General features: G+C 71.1%; 10 protein-coding genes and 1 pseudogene. 2 read left to right on the top strand and 9 right to left on the bottom strand.

Translation table 11 applies throughout. The annotated features are described in order from the left end of the window. Position 1 precedes the first annotated feature (1 nt). A complete protein-coding gene (locus tag HV824_RS13695; RefSeq protein ID WP_176417850.1) occupies positions 2-832 on the bottom strand; it encodes a hypothetical protein in 831 nt (276 codons plus the stop codon). A 173-nt stretch (positions 833-1,005) separates the two neighbouring features. Here HV824_RS13695 and HV824_RS13690 point away from each other — a divergent pair, with 173 nt between their 5' ends. Beyond that, a complete protein-coding gene (locus HV824_RS13690) occupies positions 1,006-1,707 on the top strand; it encodes a general secretion pathway protein GspE (RefSeq protein ID WP_176417849.1) in 702 nt (233 codons plus the stop codon). 2 nt (positions 1,708-1,709) lie between these two features. Here the strand turns inward: HV824_RS13690 and HV824_RS13685 are convergent, their stop codons facing one another. The 6 genes from HV824_RS13685 to trpS all read right to left on the bottom strand — a co-directional run bounded on the left by HV824_RS13685 (position 1,710) and on the right by trpS (position 11,387). Next, a complete protein-coding gene (locus tag HV824_RS13685; RefSeq protein WP_176417848.1) occupies positions 1,710-3,755 on the bottom strand; it encodes a cyclic nucleotide-binding domain-containing protein in 2,046 nt (681 codons plus the stop codon). Continuing rightward, positions 3,755-5,875, bottom strand: coding sequence for a HEAT repeat domain-containing protein (locus HV824_RS13680; RefSeq protein ID WP_176417847.1), 2,121 nt, complete (start codon positions 5,873-5,875; stop codon positions 3,755-3,757). Before HV824_RS13680 ends, HV824_RS13685 begins: the two co-directional genes overlap by 1 nt. An 86-nt stretch (positions 5,876-5,961) precedes the next feature. After that, positions 5,962-8,310: a pseudouridine synthase gene (locus HV824_RS13675; RefSeq protein ID WP_176423465.1), complete on the bottom strand. Its 2,349-nt coding sequence runs from the start codon at positions 8,308-8,310 to the stop codon at positions 5,962-5,964. Positions 8,311-8,334: 24 nt separating this feature from the next. Next, the gene (gene scpB, locus HV824_RS13670) at positions 8,335-9,324 is read right to left on the bottom strand and encodes an SMC-Scp complex subunit ScpB (RefSeq protein ID WP_176417845.1); all 990 of its coding nucleotides are present in this window, start codon (positions 9,322-9,324) and stop codon (positions 8,335-8,337) included. Further along, a complete protein-coding gene (locus HV824_RS13665; RefSeq protein WP_176417844.1) occupies positions 9,311-10,180 on the bottom strand; it encodes a segregation/condensation protein A in 870 nt (289 codons plus the stop codon). The genes scpB and HV824_RS13665 overlap by 14 nt, the downstream gene beginning before the upstream one ends. A 163-nt stretch (positions 10,181-10,343) precedes the next feature. Continuing rightward, positions 10,344-11,387 carry a tryptophan--tRNA ligase gene (gene trpS / locus HV824_RS13660; RefSeq protein WP_176417843.1) on the bottom strand — a complete coding sequence of 348 codons (1,044 nt, stop codon included), beginning with the start codon at positions 11,385-11,387 and terminating at the stop codon, positions 10,344-10,346. Between the two features lie 248 nt (positions 11,388-11,635). Here trpS and HV824_RS13655 point away from each other — a divergent pair, with 248 nt between their 5' ends. Continuing rightward, positions 11,636-12,808: a DUF4388 domain-containing protein gene (locus tag HV824_RS13655; protein WP_176417842.1), complete on the top strand. Its 1,173-nt coding sequence runs from the start codon at positions 11,636-11,638 to the stop codon at positions 12,806-12,808. Between the two features lie 16 nt (positions 12,809-12,824). Here HV824_RS13655 and xerD read toward each other — a convergent pair whose 3' ends face one another. Together xerD and HV824_RS13645 are read right to left on the bottom strand one after the other, a co-directional pair. Then, positions 12,825-13,757 carry a site-specific tyrosine recombinase XerD gene (gene xerD / locus HV824_RS13650; RefSeq protein WP_176423464.1) on the bottom strand — a complete coding sequence of 311 codons (933 nt, stop codon included), beginning with the start codon at positions 13,755-13,757 and terminating at the stop codon, positions 12,825-12,827. 45 nt (positions 13,758-13,802) lie between these two features. Continuing rightward, positions 13,803-14,314: pseudogene (locus HV824_RS13645) on the bottom strand (hypothetical protein); the annotation flags it as partial.

The following is a 14,314-nucleotide window of genomic DNA, read 5'->3' as shown; positions in this document are numbered from 1 at the left end:
CTCAGGGGTCGGGGTCCGGCAGCTCGCCGGGCGCCAGCCCGTCTTCCGGAGGCTTCGTCGCCTCGGGTGCCGGCGCCCCCGCCTTGCCGGGAGCGCCGTCCGACCCCGCCGCGGAGGCCCGGGCCGGCGGCGCGCCGCCGCGGTCGGTGGGCGTCAGGTCCTTCACGAACAGCCGCGCCACGTCGTCCAGCATGGCCGTCATCGCCTCGCGGAAGAGCGACGGGTCCTTGCCCACCTTGAACGGGTCCAGGTGCGCCTTGCCCTCGGCGACCTGGTCCATGGTGAACGAGCGGTGCCACACCTCCGCGCGCCCGTCCAGGGTGAACATGCGGCCATAGCCTCGCAGGTACGCGCCCGCGCGGCCGTCGTCGCTGCGCATGCCGTAGTCCTCGATGACGAACTCGACGATGGTGTCCGCGCCCAGCGACGCCACCAGGTCGTAGTCCGGCGCGTTGGCCGGCACCTCCTCCACCAGGAAGCTCTCCAGCACCGAGGCCACCTGCGCGGGGTCCACCACGTGCGTCCACGGGAACTCACGCGGCAGCTGCGACAACGTGGTGACCCGGAGGCGCTCGGAGATTTCGAAGCGCGTGACGGCCTGGAGCAGCTTCACCGTCAGCCGCCGGTCCGCCTCCACCGGCTCCAGCTTCTTGAGCTTGTTCCGGTACGCCGAGTCCTCGCGGAACACGTGGCTCTTGGGGCCGGCCCCGTCCTTGATGCGGGAGATGAAGGCCGGACGCCGGACGCGGTCCAGGTCCGCGCCAGCCAGGCGCTGCGACGCACAGCCCGAAGCCAGCAGCAGTGCGAGAAACGGCAGTATCCGTCGCGTCATGGAGGGACGGTTCTACCCCATTCCGTGCCCTCACGCTCCTCCCCGGCCTCCAGGGTGTTGGCGGGCCTCCGGTCGTGCCCGACTGGCTGCTATGCTTCACGGCCGTGAAACAGCCGCCTGTCACACCCTCTGCCTCGCTCCCTGGCCGCAAGCGCCGGCTTGGGGAGATTCTCATGGACGCCGGGCTCCTCTCGGAGACCCAGCTCCGCTCCGCCCTCGCCGAACAACGCAAATGGGGCGGAAAGCTGGGCCTCACCCTGGTGCAGATGGGGTTCGTGGACGAGAGCTCCATGGTCCACGCGCTGTCGCGACAGCTCGCCATCCCCACGGTGGATTTGGAGCAGCACACTCCGTCCGCGGTGGTGTTGCAGGCGCTCCGGGCGGACATCGCCGAGCGCTACACCGTCTTCCCCATCGCCGCGGACCCGGCCGCGAAGACGCTCACCGTCGCCTCCGCCGACCCCACCAACGTGGAGGCCTTCCAGGAGCTGGCCTTCCACTGCGGCCAGCGCCTGCAGGTGGTCGTCGCGAGCGCCTCGTCCATCGAGCGCGCCATCCGCCGCCACTACCACGGGGAGGTCACCTCCACGACGGCGACCCCGCTGTCCTTCGGCATGGACGAGCCCACCTTCGAGCTGGCGCCCCCGGTCGAGAGCGCGCCCCTGTCCCTGGCCGTGCGCGCGGTCTCCTCGGCGACCCTGGCGCAGCCCGGCCGTGAGACGGAGCTCACCCAGCGCGTGGAGGAGCTGACGCAGCAGGTGGCGGGGCTGGAGCGGATGGTGGCCCAGCAGGCCCGCTCGCTGCGGGCCATGCTGGAGCTCCTGGAGACGCGCGGCCTGGTGACGCGAGACGACTACCTCGCCAAGGTCCGCTGACGTCAGACGAGGATGAGGTCTTCCTCGACGCCGGCTTCGGTCAGCACGCGCTGCGTGCGACGGAGCCGTTCGTCGCTCAGGTCGGAGATCAGGGCCAGGATCTGCGGGTGGCTGGAGATGAGCGCGTCGAAGTCGGCGCGCGGCAGCCGCAGCAGCGTGGTGTGCCGGGTGGCGGTGACGGTCGCCGTGGCGGGCGTCTTCTGGAGCAGGGAAATCTCTCCGAACACCTCCCCTTCCCGGAGCTGCGTCAGCAGGTGGCCGTCCTTGCGCACCTCGACCTCGCCGGACAACACCACGTAGAGGCCGTCCGTCGGGTCGCCGTCGCGGATGACGACCGCGTCCCGTTCGACGTCACGGGAGCGGAAGCGCTCCACCAGGTCGCGCCGGTCCTTCCGCTCGAAGAGCCGGAACAGCTTCGACGTGTTCATGACGTTCGTCAGCATGCGCTGGCGGCAGAACTTCTTCAGGGCGAGGGCCACCTGCGGGTGGCTTCGCGACAGCTCGGCGAGCACCCCCGCGGAGATCTCCAGGAGCTGCGAGTCGTCGGACGCGGACTCCACGGAGGCCGTGCGAGCGGCGCCGGAGAGCAGGGCCATCTCCCCGAAGAAGGCGCCCCCTTCGAGCGTCGCGAGGTCGTGGCGCTGGCCGTCCTCCGTCCGGAAGACGCGCACCGCGCCCTCGCAGATGACGTAGAACGCGTCGCCGTGGCTGCCCTGGTCGATGATGCGCTCGCCCGGTCCGAAGCGGCGCAGCGGGCAGCGCTCGAACAGCTCGATGAAGGCGTCTCGAGGCAGGTCCGAGAAGAGCGGAATCGTGGGCAGCGCGTCCAGGGACGTCGCTTCGGGAGGGACCTCCTCCGTCAGGCTGTAGATCTCTTCCTCGAGGCCGTCGCTGATGGACGTGGCCCCCAGGCCTTGTCGACTCAAAGCCGCCTGCGCGGCCAGCTCCACCGCGTGCAACAGGGAGTCCGCCTCCAGCTCCAACTCCGTGAAGGAGGACGGGCTCGTCGCCGTCCGGAAGGAGGCGCCCAGCGCGGGTGACAGGTCGTGGCCCGGGAGCGCGGTGGCGCCCGCGGGGACCGGCGCGTCGGCACGGCGCGGCCGGAGTCCTGGAGGCGAGGAGGACGCCGCGGCGTCAGAAGCGGTGGGCGCCTCTGGCTGCGTGGTGATGGGAGACGACAGGGCCTGCCAGCGGCCGCTGTTCGAGACGGAGCGTGGCGGTGCGGCCGGCGCGGGTTCGGGCGCGCGCGCCGCACCCACGGCGGGCAGCCGCTGCGACGCACGCGGTGCCAGTCCTGGCGGCAAGGAGCTCGTCGCCGCACGCGCGCCTCCGGGCTGAACCGCGGGAATCCGGGTCGCGAGCGGCGGAGCCTCCGGTTCGGGGAGAGCCACCGCGTCGTCCACCCGCTCCCCTGCCACGACGGGCTCCACGTCCAACGTCACCTCCACGCCAGCGGTCCCTTCTTCCGAAGCCAGCCCCACCTCGACCGAGTGGACGACTTCCTCGGTGTCACGCGAGGACGCGTCGGTGGACAGCACCCGCGCTGGAGGCAGCTCCGCGGACAGGTCCGCCGAGGAACCGCCGGCCGCCTCATCCTCACCCAAATCAATGGCGGCGACGGCCGCCCGGACGGCCGCGGGCAGACGCGACGTCCCAGGAGGCTCGGCGGACGCCTTCACCGTCACGGACGACGCGTTGCTCATCGGGCCCCGGGCCCGGACGCCCATGGGCGTACCCCGGCGCGCGTACAGGTCCGCGAGCATCTGCTGCACGCCGCGGTGCGCGGGGTCCAGTTCGAGGATGAGCTTGCTCGCGGCGATGGCGCGCGGAAGGAAACCCTCGCGCGCGAAACCCTCCGCGGCGGATTGGTACGCCGAGATGGCCCGGTCCCGCTGTCCCGCCTTCACCCAGGCATCCCCGGAGCGCAGGCGCGACTGATGGTCCTTGGGCTCGGCCCGGCAGTAGTCCTCGTAGAGCTCCGCCGCCTTGGAAAAGCGTCCCTTGGTGAAAGCCTCGGACGCCTTGTCCTTGAGCTTGCGCAGCTCCATCAGCGAGCGCCCTCCGACGCGGTGCTCTCGGACCCCGGTGCGGCGCCCGCGGCCTCACGCACCGTCCGGAAGTAGTCCGCCTTGAGGGCCTCCAGCTGGTCCGCATGCGCGGCGCTGCCCAGCTTCCGGAGCGACGAAGCCGCCGCGGCGCGAATCTCGGGCAGGTCGTGGAACAGGTCCTTGGCCACCGCGTCCGCCGCCTGCGCGTCGCCAATGCTCCCCAGCGCCAGCAGCACGTCGCGGCGGGCCACGCTGTTGGGCTCGTCCAGCGCCTTCACCAGCGTGGGCACCGCGTCCTTCGCCTGGAGCCGTCCCAACAGGGCCGCCGCCAGCGCCGCTTCCGGTCCACCTTCGCGCACCACGGCCTGGAGCTGCGCGGAAGCGGAGCCCGGCACACCGCCGGCACGCGTGAGCGCATCCAGCACCAGCAGCTTCTCGCTCCCCATCTTCGGCAGCAGCTCGATGAGCGCGGCCTGCCCCGCCTCGCCGGCCTCCGCCAGCGCCTGGGCCAGGGCCTTCTGCAGGTCGCGGTCCGGCTCGACGAGCCCGGCCTTGGCCACGTTGACGCCCTCGGGGCCCAGCCGCGCCAGTCCCACCAAAGCCGCCACGCGCAGCGCGGCGCTGGAGTCCTGAGCGTAACCGGTGAGCAGCTCCAAGGCTCCGGGCGCCTTCAGCGTCCCCAACGCTCGCAGCAGCGTCGCCAGCGGAACCAGCCGCTCCGGCGCCACGTCGTCGTACAATTCGGTGGGCACGCGGTGCCGCACCACGTCCCGTCCGGACTCACGCACCCGGGCGGCATTGAGTACCTTCACGCGCTCCAGGAGGTCCGCGTGCCGCGACGGCCGGTCATCCTTCAGGCCAGGCGTCGACGGGGTGGGCGGCATGGTCGAAGGGTCGAACCCCACGCCAAACTTCTCCGGGAGCGCTTGGGTCACCCAGTCGGCGCGCAGCGCTTCCAGGCCCTTGGCCTCCTGCTCGTAGAGCAGCTGCAACGCGGGCACGACGGAGGCATCTCCCACCTCCGCCACGGCCTCCACCGCGAGCAGGCGCAGCGTGGCGTCCGGATGGCTCAGCCAGGGCACCACCTTGCCGAGCAGCGGCAGCGCCGCGGGTCCCAGCCCCTCGACGGCCTGGAGGCCGCTGGCGGCCGTGGCCGGCCGTGCCAGCCGCTCGCCAATGGGGTCCACCGGACAGCCCCCGCGCGTGCGCATGCTCCGGCCAGCGACGAGCGCCTCCGCCGGTGCGCCCTCCATGACGATGGCGCACAGCGAGGCATCGGTCTGCGGCGTCCGGGGGAAGGACACGATGGCTTCGATGGCCAGCGGGCTGACGACGCTCTTCTCCACCGCCACCATCTGGAGGCGCTGCGTGGCCACCGGATCCCGGAGCTTCATCAGCGCGTGGATGGCGGACTCGCGCAGCTCGGGGAAGTTCTCTTCCAGCAGCAGCGTGATGGGGCCCACCGCGCGCTTGTCCCCGGCGTCACCCAGCCCACGCACGGCGGCGGCGGCGAGGATGACCTGGCTGTCGCGAACCAAGGGTAGCAGCCGGTTGACGGCGTCGGGACGGCCGCTCTTGCCCAGCTCCTCGGCGGCGCCCACGCGCTCGGGCAGCGCGCCTTCGGTCAACGCGAGCTGGTTGCGATCCCACTGCGTGCGGGCCTCGGCGGCGACCACCTCCGCCATGGCGCCCGGAACGTTGGCGTTCTTCAGGGCCTGGACGATGACCTGCCGCGTGGCCCGGCCCCGCCGCCCGTACTGGAGCGTGAGGTAAGCCTTGGCCTTTTCGTTATTCACCTTGGACAGCGCCATGGCGGCGCGGCCCTGGACCTCTTCGTCTTGGTCCTCGAGCAATTCGCCCAGGAGGTCCACGACGCGGGCGTCCTGGCTCTCCCCCAGCGCCACGGCGGCTTCGGCCCGGACGATGGCGGCGAAGTCCTTCGCCGCGCGAGTGAAGAGGACCAGGTCATCCGGGTTGCCTTGCCCGGCCAGCTTCTTCACCGCGAGCGCGCGGACCTCTGGACGAGGACTCTGGAGGTCCGCGAGAAGCTGGTCCCTGCTGCCGTTGCAGCCGAGGAGCAGGGCAAGTGCGAGAATGAGGGGGCGTGCGCCGGTTCGCATCGGTCTCCGGTGAGGGAAACGGTGTAGGAGTCGGCGCCGGTTATATCAATCCCCCTCGATTCCCGCCCAATCCACCGCGTCAGGTATCAACGCGGACGGCGAGGCCCCCGGGGAGGCGGTCGGCCCGCGCCGCCGCGGGGAGGCGGCCGGCCCGCGCCGCCTCGGGGACGATCATTGCTCCAACTGGGGGCGCTTGCCCGCTCCTTCTTCTTGCCCCAGTCCTGGAATCCGCCGGACTTCTCGGAGGGAGGACCCTTGCGAGCCCCGGCCCGGACGACGCGTTCACGGGGATTCCCGCTTTCGTCGGTGGGCGTCCAGGTGGAGCGAGCGGGGCGTCCGCCCTCGGAGCCCTCACGGCGAGGGCCGCCCCGGCCACGCGGCGCGTCGGCCCCTTCAGCGCGAGGCTTCCACTCACGGCGCTCCGGGCGGCCAGCACCCGCGGCTCCGGAACGGGGCGAGTACGGACGGCCTTCACCCCGTGGAGCCCGGCCAGCGCCACCGCCAGCAGCCCATGTCTTGCGCTCAGGACGGCCTTCGCCACCCGCGCGCGGTGCGCGAGTACGAGGCGCGGCGTCACCGCCCGCGCTCCAGTCGCGGCGCTCGGGACGGCCCGGGCCACGGCTCTTGGGGGCGCCGCCCTCGGCACCACCGAAGGATCGACCCGGGCCACGGCTGCGAGGCGCGCCTGCCTTGTCGCCACCGAAGGAGCGGCCACGCGGCGGGCCTGCCTTGTCAGCGCCGAACGAACGGCGTGCGGGCTTGGCGTCATCCCCACCGAAGGAGCGACGCGCGGGCCTGGCGTCATCCCCACCGAAGGAGCGACGCGCGGGCCTGGCGTCATCCCCACCGAAGGAGCGACGCGCGGGCTTGGTGTCGTCCCCACCGAAGGAGCGTCCACGCGGCGCGGCTGCCTTGTCACCACCGAAGGACCGGCGCGCGGGCCTGGTGTCATCCCCACCGAAGGAGCGACGCGCGGGCTTGGTGTCGTCCCCACCGAAGGAGCGTCCACGCGGCGCGGCTGCCTTGTCACCACCGAAGGACCGGCGCGCGGGCTTGGCGTCATCCCCGCCGAAGGAGCGACGCGCGGGCCTGGCGTCATCCCCACCGAAGGAGCGACGCGCGGGCTTGGCGTCGTCCCCACCGAAGGAGCGACGCGCGGGCCTGGCGTCGTCCCCACCGAAGGAGCGACGTGCGGGCCTGGCGTCATCCCCACCGAAGGAGCGACGTGCGGGCTTGGTGTCGTCCCCACCGAAGGAGCGTCCACGCGGCGCGGCTGCCTTGTCACCACCGAAGGACCGGCGCGCGGGCTTGGTGTCATCCCCGCCGAAGGAGCGACGCGCGGGCTTGGTGTCATCCCCGCCGAAGGAGCGACGTGCGGGCCTGGCGGCGTCCCCACCGAAGGAGCGGCGCGCGGGCTTGGCGTCGTCCCCACCGAAGGAGCGACGCGCGGGCTTGGCGTCGTCACCACCGAAGGAGCGGCGCGCGGGCTTGCCCTCGGCCGACGCCCCCTTGGCCCGTCCGAAACGCGCCAGGCTCGCCCCGCCCGCCGCGGCCTTGGCCGCACGGGCCGGCGCCTTGCGCGCGGGCTTGGCCGCCACGGGCGCATCGTCATCCATGGACAGCTCCGCCTCGTCGTCCGAGTCGAAGCCCGGAGCCGCGCGGCCATGCCGGCGCGGAGGCAGCTTCAGCTCCCCCGTCGGCGGCACGCTCTTGCCATCCGACACCGAGTGCAGCAGCTCCACCTCGCTCGTCTTGAGCGGGCGCAGCTGGCCGGGGCGCAGACCTTCCACACCCACGCCGGCGTAGGACGGACGGAACAGCCGCACCACCGGGTGCCCCACCGCGGCGCACAGCCGCTTGATGAGGTGCGGGCGCCCTTCCGCCACGACAATCTTCAGCCAGGTGTTCCGCTCCGCGGCCTCGAACACACCCACCGACACAGGCGTGGCCATGCCGTCCTCGAGCCGCACGCCGCCGCGCAGCTTGTCCAGCGTGGCCACGTCCGGCTCGCCCTTCACCTTCGCCAGGTACATGCGCGGCACCTGGAAGCTGGGGTGCGTCAGCTTGTGCGCCAGCGCCCCATCATCCGTGAACAGCAGCGCGCCCTCGGCGTCGTAGTCCAGGCGTCCCACCGGGAACAGGCGCTTGCCCACCTCTTCCACGTAGTTGGCCACCGTGGGCCGGCCCTGCGGATCCGACAGCGTCGTCACGACGCCCACGGGCTTGTAGAGCAGGAAGTAGGAGGATTCATCCGGAGGCGTGACCAGCGTCCCGTCCACCGTCACCAGGTCCGTGCCGGGCTCCACCCGGCTGCCCAGCTCCGTCACCGTCTTGTTGTTCACCGCGACGCGGCCCGCGGTAATCAGCTCTTCTGCATGCCGGCGCGAAGCAACTCCCGCGCGGGCCAGGTACTTCTGTAGTCGTTCGGCCGCCATACCATCCTTCTTCCATGCTGCCCGTCACTCGGGCTTGGGCCCCGTCGTATCACCCGTCTCGGGTTTCGGGGGCGTCGTGTCCAGGACGCTGGAGCTGACCTTGTGTGTCCGGTCCGCGGCCGCCATGGCCTCCTCCAGGTCCTCCAGCGCGGCTTCACTGGCCGCCGCGCTCTTTTCCATCCGCTTCGTGAATGCCGGGTCCGACAGCGCTTCCACCGTCCCCGTCGCCGGGGGCGCCGGCTTGTCTTCCTTCTCGACGATCTCCCGGTGCTCCTGCGTCAGCTCGTGGAACTCACGCAGCGTGGGCAGGGCCGACAGGTCCTTCAGGGCGAAGAACTCCAGGAACTCACGGGACGTTCCATAGAGGATGGGCCGGCCCACCTCTTCGCGCTTGCCCAGGATCTTCACCAGCTTGCGGTCCATCAACGCCTTGATGACCGCGCCGCAGTCCACGCCGCGGATGTCCTCGATTTCCGGCCGCGTCACCGGCTGCCGGTACGCGATGATGGCCAGCGTCTCCACCGCCGCCCGGGTCAGCCGCTGTGGCTTCACCCGCAGGTAACGCCGGACATACTCACCTGAATGCGGGTCCGTCCGGAACTGCCACCCGCCCGCCACCTCATACAGCACGATGCCGCTGATGCCGTCGCGGTGGATGCCGGAGAGCTGGTTGAGGGCCTCGGCGATGAGCTCCCGCTCGATGCCGGTGGCCATGTACAGCTCGTCCACCGACAGCGGCCGCTCCGCCACGAAGAGCACGCTCTCGATGACGGTGCGGACGCGGTCCGTGGACAGCTTGCGGCTCTTGGAGAGGAGCTTCTCGAACGACGTCTCCAGGTCCGGAGGCGCCTCGTCCGAGTCCTCCTCGATGGAGGCCGCTTCCAGCTCGTCCAGCTCGTCCGCCGGGCCGGGGCCCGTGACAGCGGCGATTTCCTCTTCGGAGAACGGGCCGGGGCCGCCGGGCGTGCCCGGTTCGGGAGTCTCATCCTGCGGTCCGTTGCTACCGGTAGTCACTGTCGTCGACCTCCGTGGGAGCCAGCTTCTCCAGCGCGTCCCCGTTGGGCAGCAGCAGGATGGGCCCCATCGGCTCGTCCTGCACCACCCGGATGAGCCGCCGCTTCACCATCTCCAGGATGGCCAGGAAGGTGATGACCACCTCCTGCCGCGACGGGGTGTCCTCTTCCGTGAACAAGCTTTCAAACAGAACCTGTCCATGGGGGCGCAGACGCTCTACTACGCGGAGGATGGCCTCGGACAGCGTCACGCGCTCCCGGACCACCTCGTGCTGCAGTTTGGGCTGCAACCGCTCCAGCACCCGATCGAGCGCCTCCACCAGCTTGAGGACGCTGAACTCCTGGAGCCCCACCTCCTCTTCCGGGATGGGCACCGCCTCCACCGGGACGTTGCGGGCGAAGACGTCGCGGCCGAGCAGGTCCTGCGTGGCGAGCTGCTCGGCGGCGTCCTTGTACTTCTGGTACTCCAGCAGGCGCCGCACCAGCTCCGCGCGCGGGTCCTCGGTCTCCTCGGCGACCGAGAGCACCTCCGATCCCTCCTGCGCCGCGACGGCGTCCTGCCGGGGCAGCAGCATGCGGCTCTTGAGGTGCGCCAGCGTGGAGGCCATCACCAGGAACTCCCCGGCGATGTCGAGGTTGATCTCCCGCATCCGCTCCAGGTGCTCGAGGTACTTCTCCGTGATCAGCGCCAGCGGGATGTCGAAGATGTCGACCCGATGCTCCTTGATGAGATGGAGCAGCAGGTCCAGCGGACCTTCGAAATTGGGCAGCGCGATGCGGAAGTTGTCGCCAGGACTCCGCGGCAACTCCCCTTCACGAAGGGCCTCATCGGCCGGCGAGCGACGTTCCTCACTCACCGGATGTCCTGGGTGGCGTCAACGGGATGGGTGGGGGCGCGTCATCGCGTAAGGGCCCGACTTTCTTAGGCAGCGGGCACGAGCCTGGAGGACACACACCCATACCAGTGCCCCCCAGGTGGGTCAAACAATCGGCAGTGAAAGCCCGTTCAGGCACACCGCCTCATGGGATTCCCACGGCCTTGCGGACCTGGTCCATCAGCCGGGTCGCCTCGGCCCGGGCCCGGCTGGCGCCGTCCTGGAGGATGCGCTCCACCTCTCCCGGGTCGGCCGCCAGCTCGGCGTACCGCTGACGGGCCGGGCCAAAGGCCGCGTGGTAGGCCTCCAGGAGCTTCTTCTTGTAGTCGCCGTAGCCCTTCCCGCCCGCCTTCCAGGTGGCGTCCACCTCGGCGAAGTCGGACTCGGGCAACATCAGCTTGAGCAGGTCATAAAGCGGCGCGTCGCTGACCAGCCCCGCAGGGGGCGGGTTCGAGGGCACCGGCTTGGGCGCGTCCACCGGCGTGGAGTCCGTCTTGATGGACATGATGCGCTTCTTGATTTCCTTCTCGTCGCCGAAGAGCTCGATGGTGTTCCCGTAGGACTTGGACATCTTCTGCCCGTCGACGCCGGGCACCGTCTGGGTGGCCTCCTGGATGCGCGCCGCGGGCAGCTTGAGGATGCCGGGCGCGTGGCCCCGCTCCTTGCCCTCCGGGTCCGCCGGGTCGTAGCCGGGCACGTACTGGGTGTTGAACTTCACCGCCCAGTCGCGCGCGAACTCGATGTGCTGAATCTGGTCCTTGCCCACCGGGACGAAGTCCGCGCTGTAGAGCAGGATGTCGGCGGCCATCAGCACCGGGTAGGCGAAGAGGCCGAAGTCCGGGCTGATGCCCTTGGCCACCTTGTCCTTGTAGCTGTGCGCCCGCTCCAGGTGCGCGTGCGGCGTCACGGTGCCCAGAATCCAGTACAGCTCCAGCACCTCGCGCACGTCGCTCTGCCGGAAGAGCACGGCCTTCTTCGGATCCAACCCCAGCGACAGGTAGGCCATGGCGGCCTCGCGCGTCAGCGCCAGCGCGGCCTTGGGCTCCCGCACCGTGGTGAGCGCGTGCAGGTTGGCGATGAAGTAGTAGCCCTCCCCCTCATCCTGGAGCTGCACGAACTGGCGGAGCGCGCCGTAGTAGTTGCCGATGTGCAGCCTGCCGGACGACTGCACTCCTGAGAGAATCCGCATAGGGGCTTGAACCTTGAATCGGGAATCGACAGGGCTCGTTCGCACACCCGCCGCGGCCCTGCAACCGTCCGTTGCCCGAGTCACGACTCCGTCCAGTACTCGAAGTCAAGACGGACTCTCCCTGGAACTTTGCGTTCCGCCAGGAAATCCCGAGCAAATCCAGGCACTTGCAATTGAATCACGGTGGGGTGCACCGGTACCCTGGGGGTTCCTCACGCGGGCCCACCCACCTTGGAGGAAGCACCTGCATGGAGCCATTCAACGGAAGTCTCGCCAGCTATCGCTTGCAGTTGGTGATGCCGCCGCTGTTCAGCGCGCCCGGGGTTGAAGGGGTGCTGCGGGTGGAGCGCGGCGCGGTGCGGCGCTGCTTCCACGTCAAGGACGGCTACCTGGTGGGCGAGAGCTCCAACGACCCGCGCGAGCACCTGGCGCAGGTCCTGGTGAACCTCCGCATCCTGGACGCGCCCCGCGCCGCGGCGGCCTTCGAGGCGGCCGAGGGCGCGCGCATGCCCTACGGCACCTTCCTGGTCCAGCGCTGCTTCGTGGAGCTGCCCCGCCTCATCGAGGCCCTGGAGCACAAGGCGCGTGAGTCCCTCTTCGACTGCTACGCCTGGGAGTCCGGCGAGGTGGAGTTCACCCCCGGCCTGCCACCCGCGACCCGGGCGATTGGGCTCAAGCTGTCGCTGTCCACCCTGCACCGTGACGCGGTGACGCGGCAGCGCGAGTGGTCCATGTTCCGCGACATCTTCCCCCGCATGGACGCGACGTTCCGCGTCTTCCGAGAGTTCGCCGTGGAGACGTACTCGGAGGAGGAGGACGTCCTGCTGGACCTGGCGGCGAGCGGCGCCACGCTGGGAGAGATGCTGGCCAGCGCCCGGGAGGCCCCGCTCTTCGCCGCGCGCTGGGTGCTGCACCTGTACCGGCGGGGTGCCCTGGCCCCGCGCAAGGCCGGAGGCCCCCGGCTGGGCGAGGCCGCCGAGTTGGAGGAGCTGCTCACCCTGGTGAAGCGCTTCCTCGAAGCCGGCCAGTATGACCACGCCGTCGCCCTGGCCGCGCAGATCCTGGAGCGAGGCCCCGTCCCCGAGGCCCATGCCCTGTACCGCGAGGCGGAGATTCGCCTGACGCTGGCGCTCAGTGACGAGCTCTTCGCGCTGGACGGGCGACTGGTCTTCGAGCCGATTCCGCGCCCCACCCCGCCCGACCTGACGGCGGATGACCTGTACCTGTACTCGAAGCTGCGCGGCAGCCGGAGCATCCGGCAGGCCCTGCGCACGGCGGCCATGGGCGAGCTGGCCGCGTCCCGCTCCGTGCACCGGCTGATGGCCTCCGGGCTGATTCGCGTGGCCCCGCTGCCAGGGAGCGAGCCCCGGCGGGCCCACACGGACCCGTTCGGCCTGCCCATCCACAGCGTGGGGAGCTGAGCGCCCGGGCCGCCCCCTACCGCGCGGCGGCGCGCGGCTTCTTCGCCTTGGGGACGAAGACGTCGCTGCGCGGGTGGAACGCGTCGTACACGGACCGCAGCCGGGCCGCGTTGACGTGGGTATAGATTTGCGTCGTGGCGAGGTCCGCGTGCCCCAGCATCTGCTGGACGGCGCGCAGGTCCGCGCCGCGCTCCACCAGGTGCGTGGCGAACGAGTGCCGCAGCTTGTGCGGCGACAGCGGCTTGGCGATGCCCGCCTTCAGCGCGTACCGCTTGAGCAGCTTCCAGAAGCCCTGCCGGGTGAAGCCAGCGCCTCGCGGCGTGACGAACAACGCCTGGGACTTGCGCCGCCCCAGCACCGCGGGCCGGGACTCCGCCAGGTACGCCTGGACCTTCTCGATGGCCACGCTCCCCAGCGGGACGAGCCGCTCCTTGGCGCCCTTGCCCTTCGCCACCAGGTAGCCCGCCGTGAGCTGCACGTCGTTGATGCCCAGGCCGCACAGCTCGCTCACGCGCAGGCCGGTGGCGTACAGCACCTCCAGCATGGCCTTGTCGCGCAGGCCCGTGGACGTGCGCTCGTCCGGGGCCGCCAGGAGCTGCTCCACCTCTTCCAGGGTGAGGAACGACGGCAGCTTCCGGGGGGAGCGGGGCGTGTCCAGGTCCTCCGTCGGGTCCTTGTCCGCCATGCGCTCGGCGACGAGGAACCGGTGGAAGCCGCGCAGGGCCGCCAGGTGCCGGGCCTGGCTGCGCTTGCCCACGCCCCGCTTGCCCAGCGCGGCCAGGTGCGCGGACACGTCCTCCTGCCGCGCCCGCGTCACGTCGGAGACGCCGCGGGCGCGCAGGTCCTCGAAGTAGACGTTGATGTCGGCGGCGTAGGCGTCCACCGTCTTGCCAGACAGCCCGCGCTCCGCGCGGATGAAGGCGATGAACGCGTCGAGCATTCCTTCCATCACCGCGCAGGCTACCGGAGCCGCGCGGCGAGGCAACTCAGCGGCTCACGCCCGGGGCTCCCCTGCCCGCTCCGGTGACGCCGACTCCAGCGCCTGCACCACCCACGGCCAGCCCACCACGATGTTGCCCGGAGAGCGCAGGCAGGCATCCGCCACCGCCAGCACCTCCGCCGGCCGCGAGCGCACCGCCAGCGCCAGGTGTCGCCCCAGGAAGGGATGCGGCAGGTAGCTGAGGTTGTGGTGACGCACCGGCACCCAGCCCAGGGTGGGCCGCCCCGTCCAGCGCTCCACCGCATACGCCACCGCCGACGCCAGCACCTCCAGCGCGTACAGCGGGAGCCGGAACGCGCTCACCAGGAAGGCCACCAGCGCGCTGGCCGCCACCGCGCCGGCGTAGGACGCGTTCGTCGTCCCCGTCCAGAGCAGCATCGGCGTCAGGCTGGCGAGGATGGCCGCCATCTGGACCCGCGCCACGGTGGGGCCTCGGCCAATGGCGATGCCGCTGATGCTCCCACACGCCAGCCCCGCCACACCGCCCAGACACATCCCCACCACCA

The organism is Myxococcus sp. AM009, assembly GCF_013372605.1.
Lineage (GTDB): Bacteria > Myxococcota > Myxococcia > Myxococcales > Myxococcaceae > Myxococcus > Myxococcus vastator.
Note: the sequence above shows the minus strand (reverse complement) of the source record. Positions and strands in the feature narration are given on the sequence as shown.

Coding starts and splice junctions, on each gene's coding strand:
- HV824_RS13685 (WP_176417848.1), bottom strand. CDS start 3,755: ATGGAGCTGCGCAAGCTCAAGGACAAGGCGTCCGAGGCTTTCACCAAG.
- HV824_RS13690 (WP_176417849.1), top strand. CDS start 1,006: ATGGACGCCGGGCTCCTCTCGGAGACCCAGCTCCGCTCCGCCCTCGCC.
- HV824_RS13680 (WP_176417847.1), bottom strand. CDS start 5,875: ATGCGAACCGGCGCACGCCCCCTCATTCTCGCACTTGCCCTGCTCCTC.
- xerD (WP_176423464.1), bottom strand. CDS start 13,757: ATGGAAGGAATGCTCGACGCGTTCATCGCCTTCATCCGCGCGGAGCGC.
- HV824_RS13675 (WP_176423465.1), bottom strand. CDS start 8,310: ATGGCGGCCGAACGACTACAGAAGTACCTGGCCCGCGCGGGAGTTGCT.
- HV824_RS13655 (WP_176417842.1), top strand. CDS start 11,636: ATGGAGCCATTCAACGGAAGTCTCGCCAGCTATCGCTTGCAGTTGGTG.
- HV824_RS13695 (WP_176417850.1), bottom strand. CDS start 832: ATGACGCGACGGATACTGCCGTTTCTCGCACTGCTGCTGGCTTCGGGC.
- trpS (WP_176417843.1), bottom strand. CDS start 11,387: ATGCGGATTCTCTCAGGAGTGCAGTCGTCCGGCAGGCTGCACATCGGC.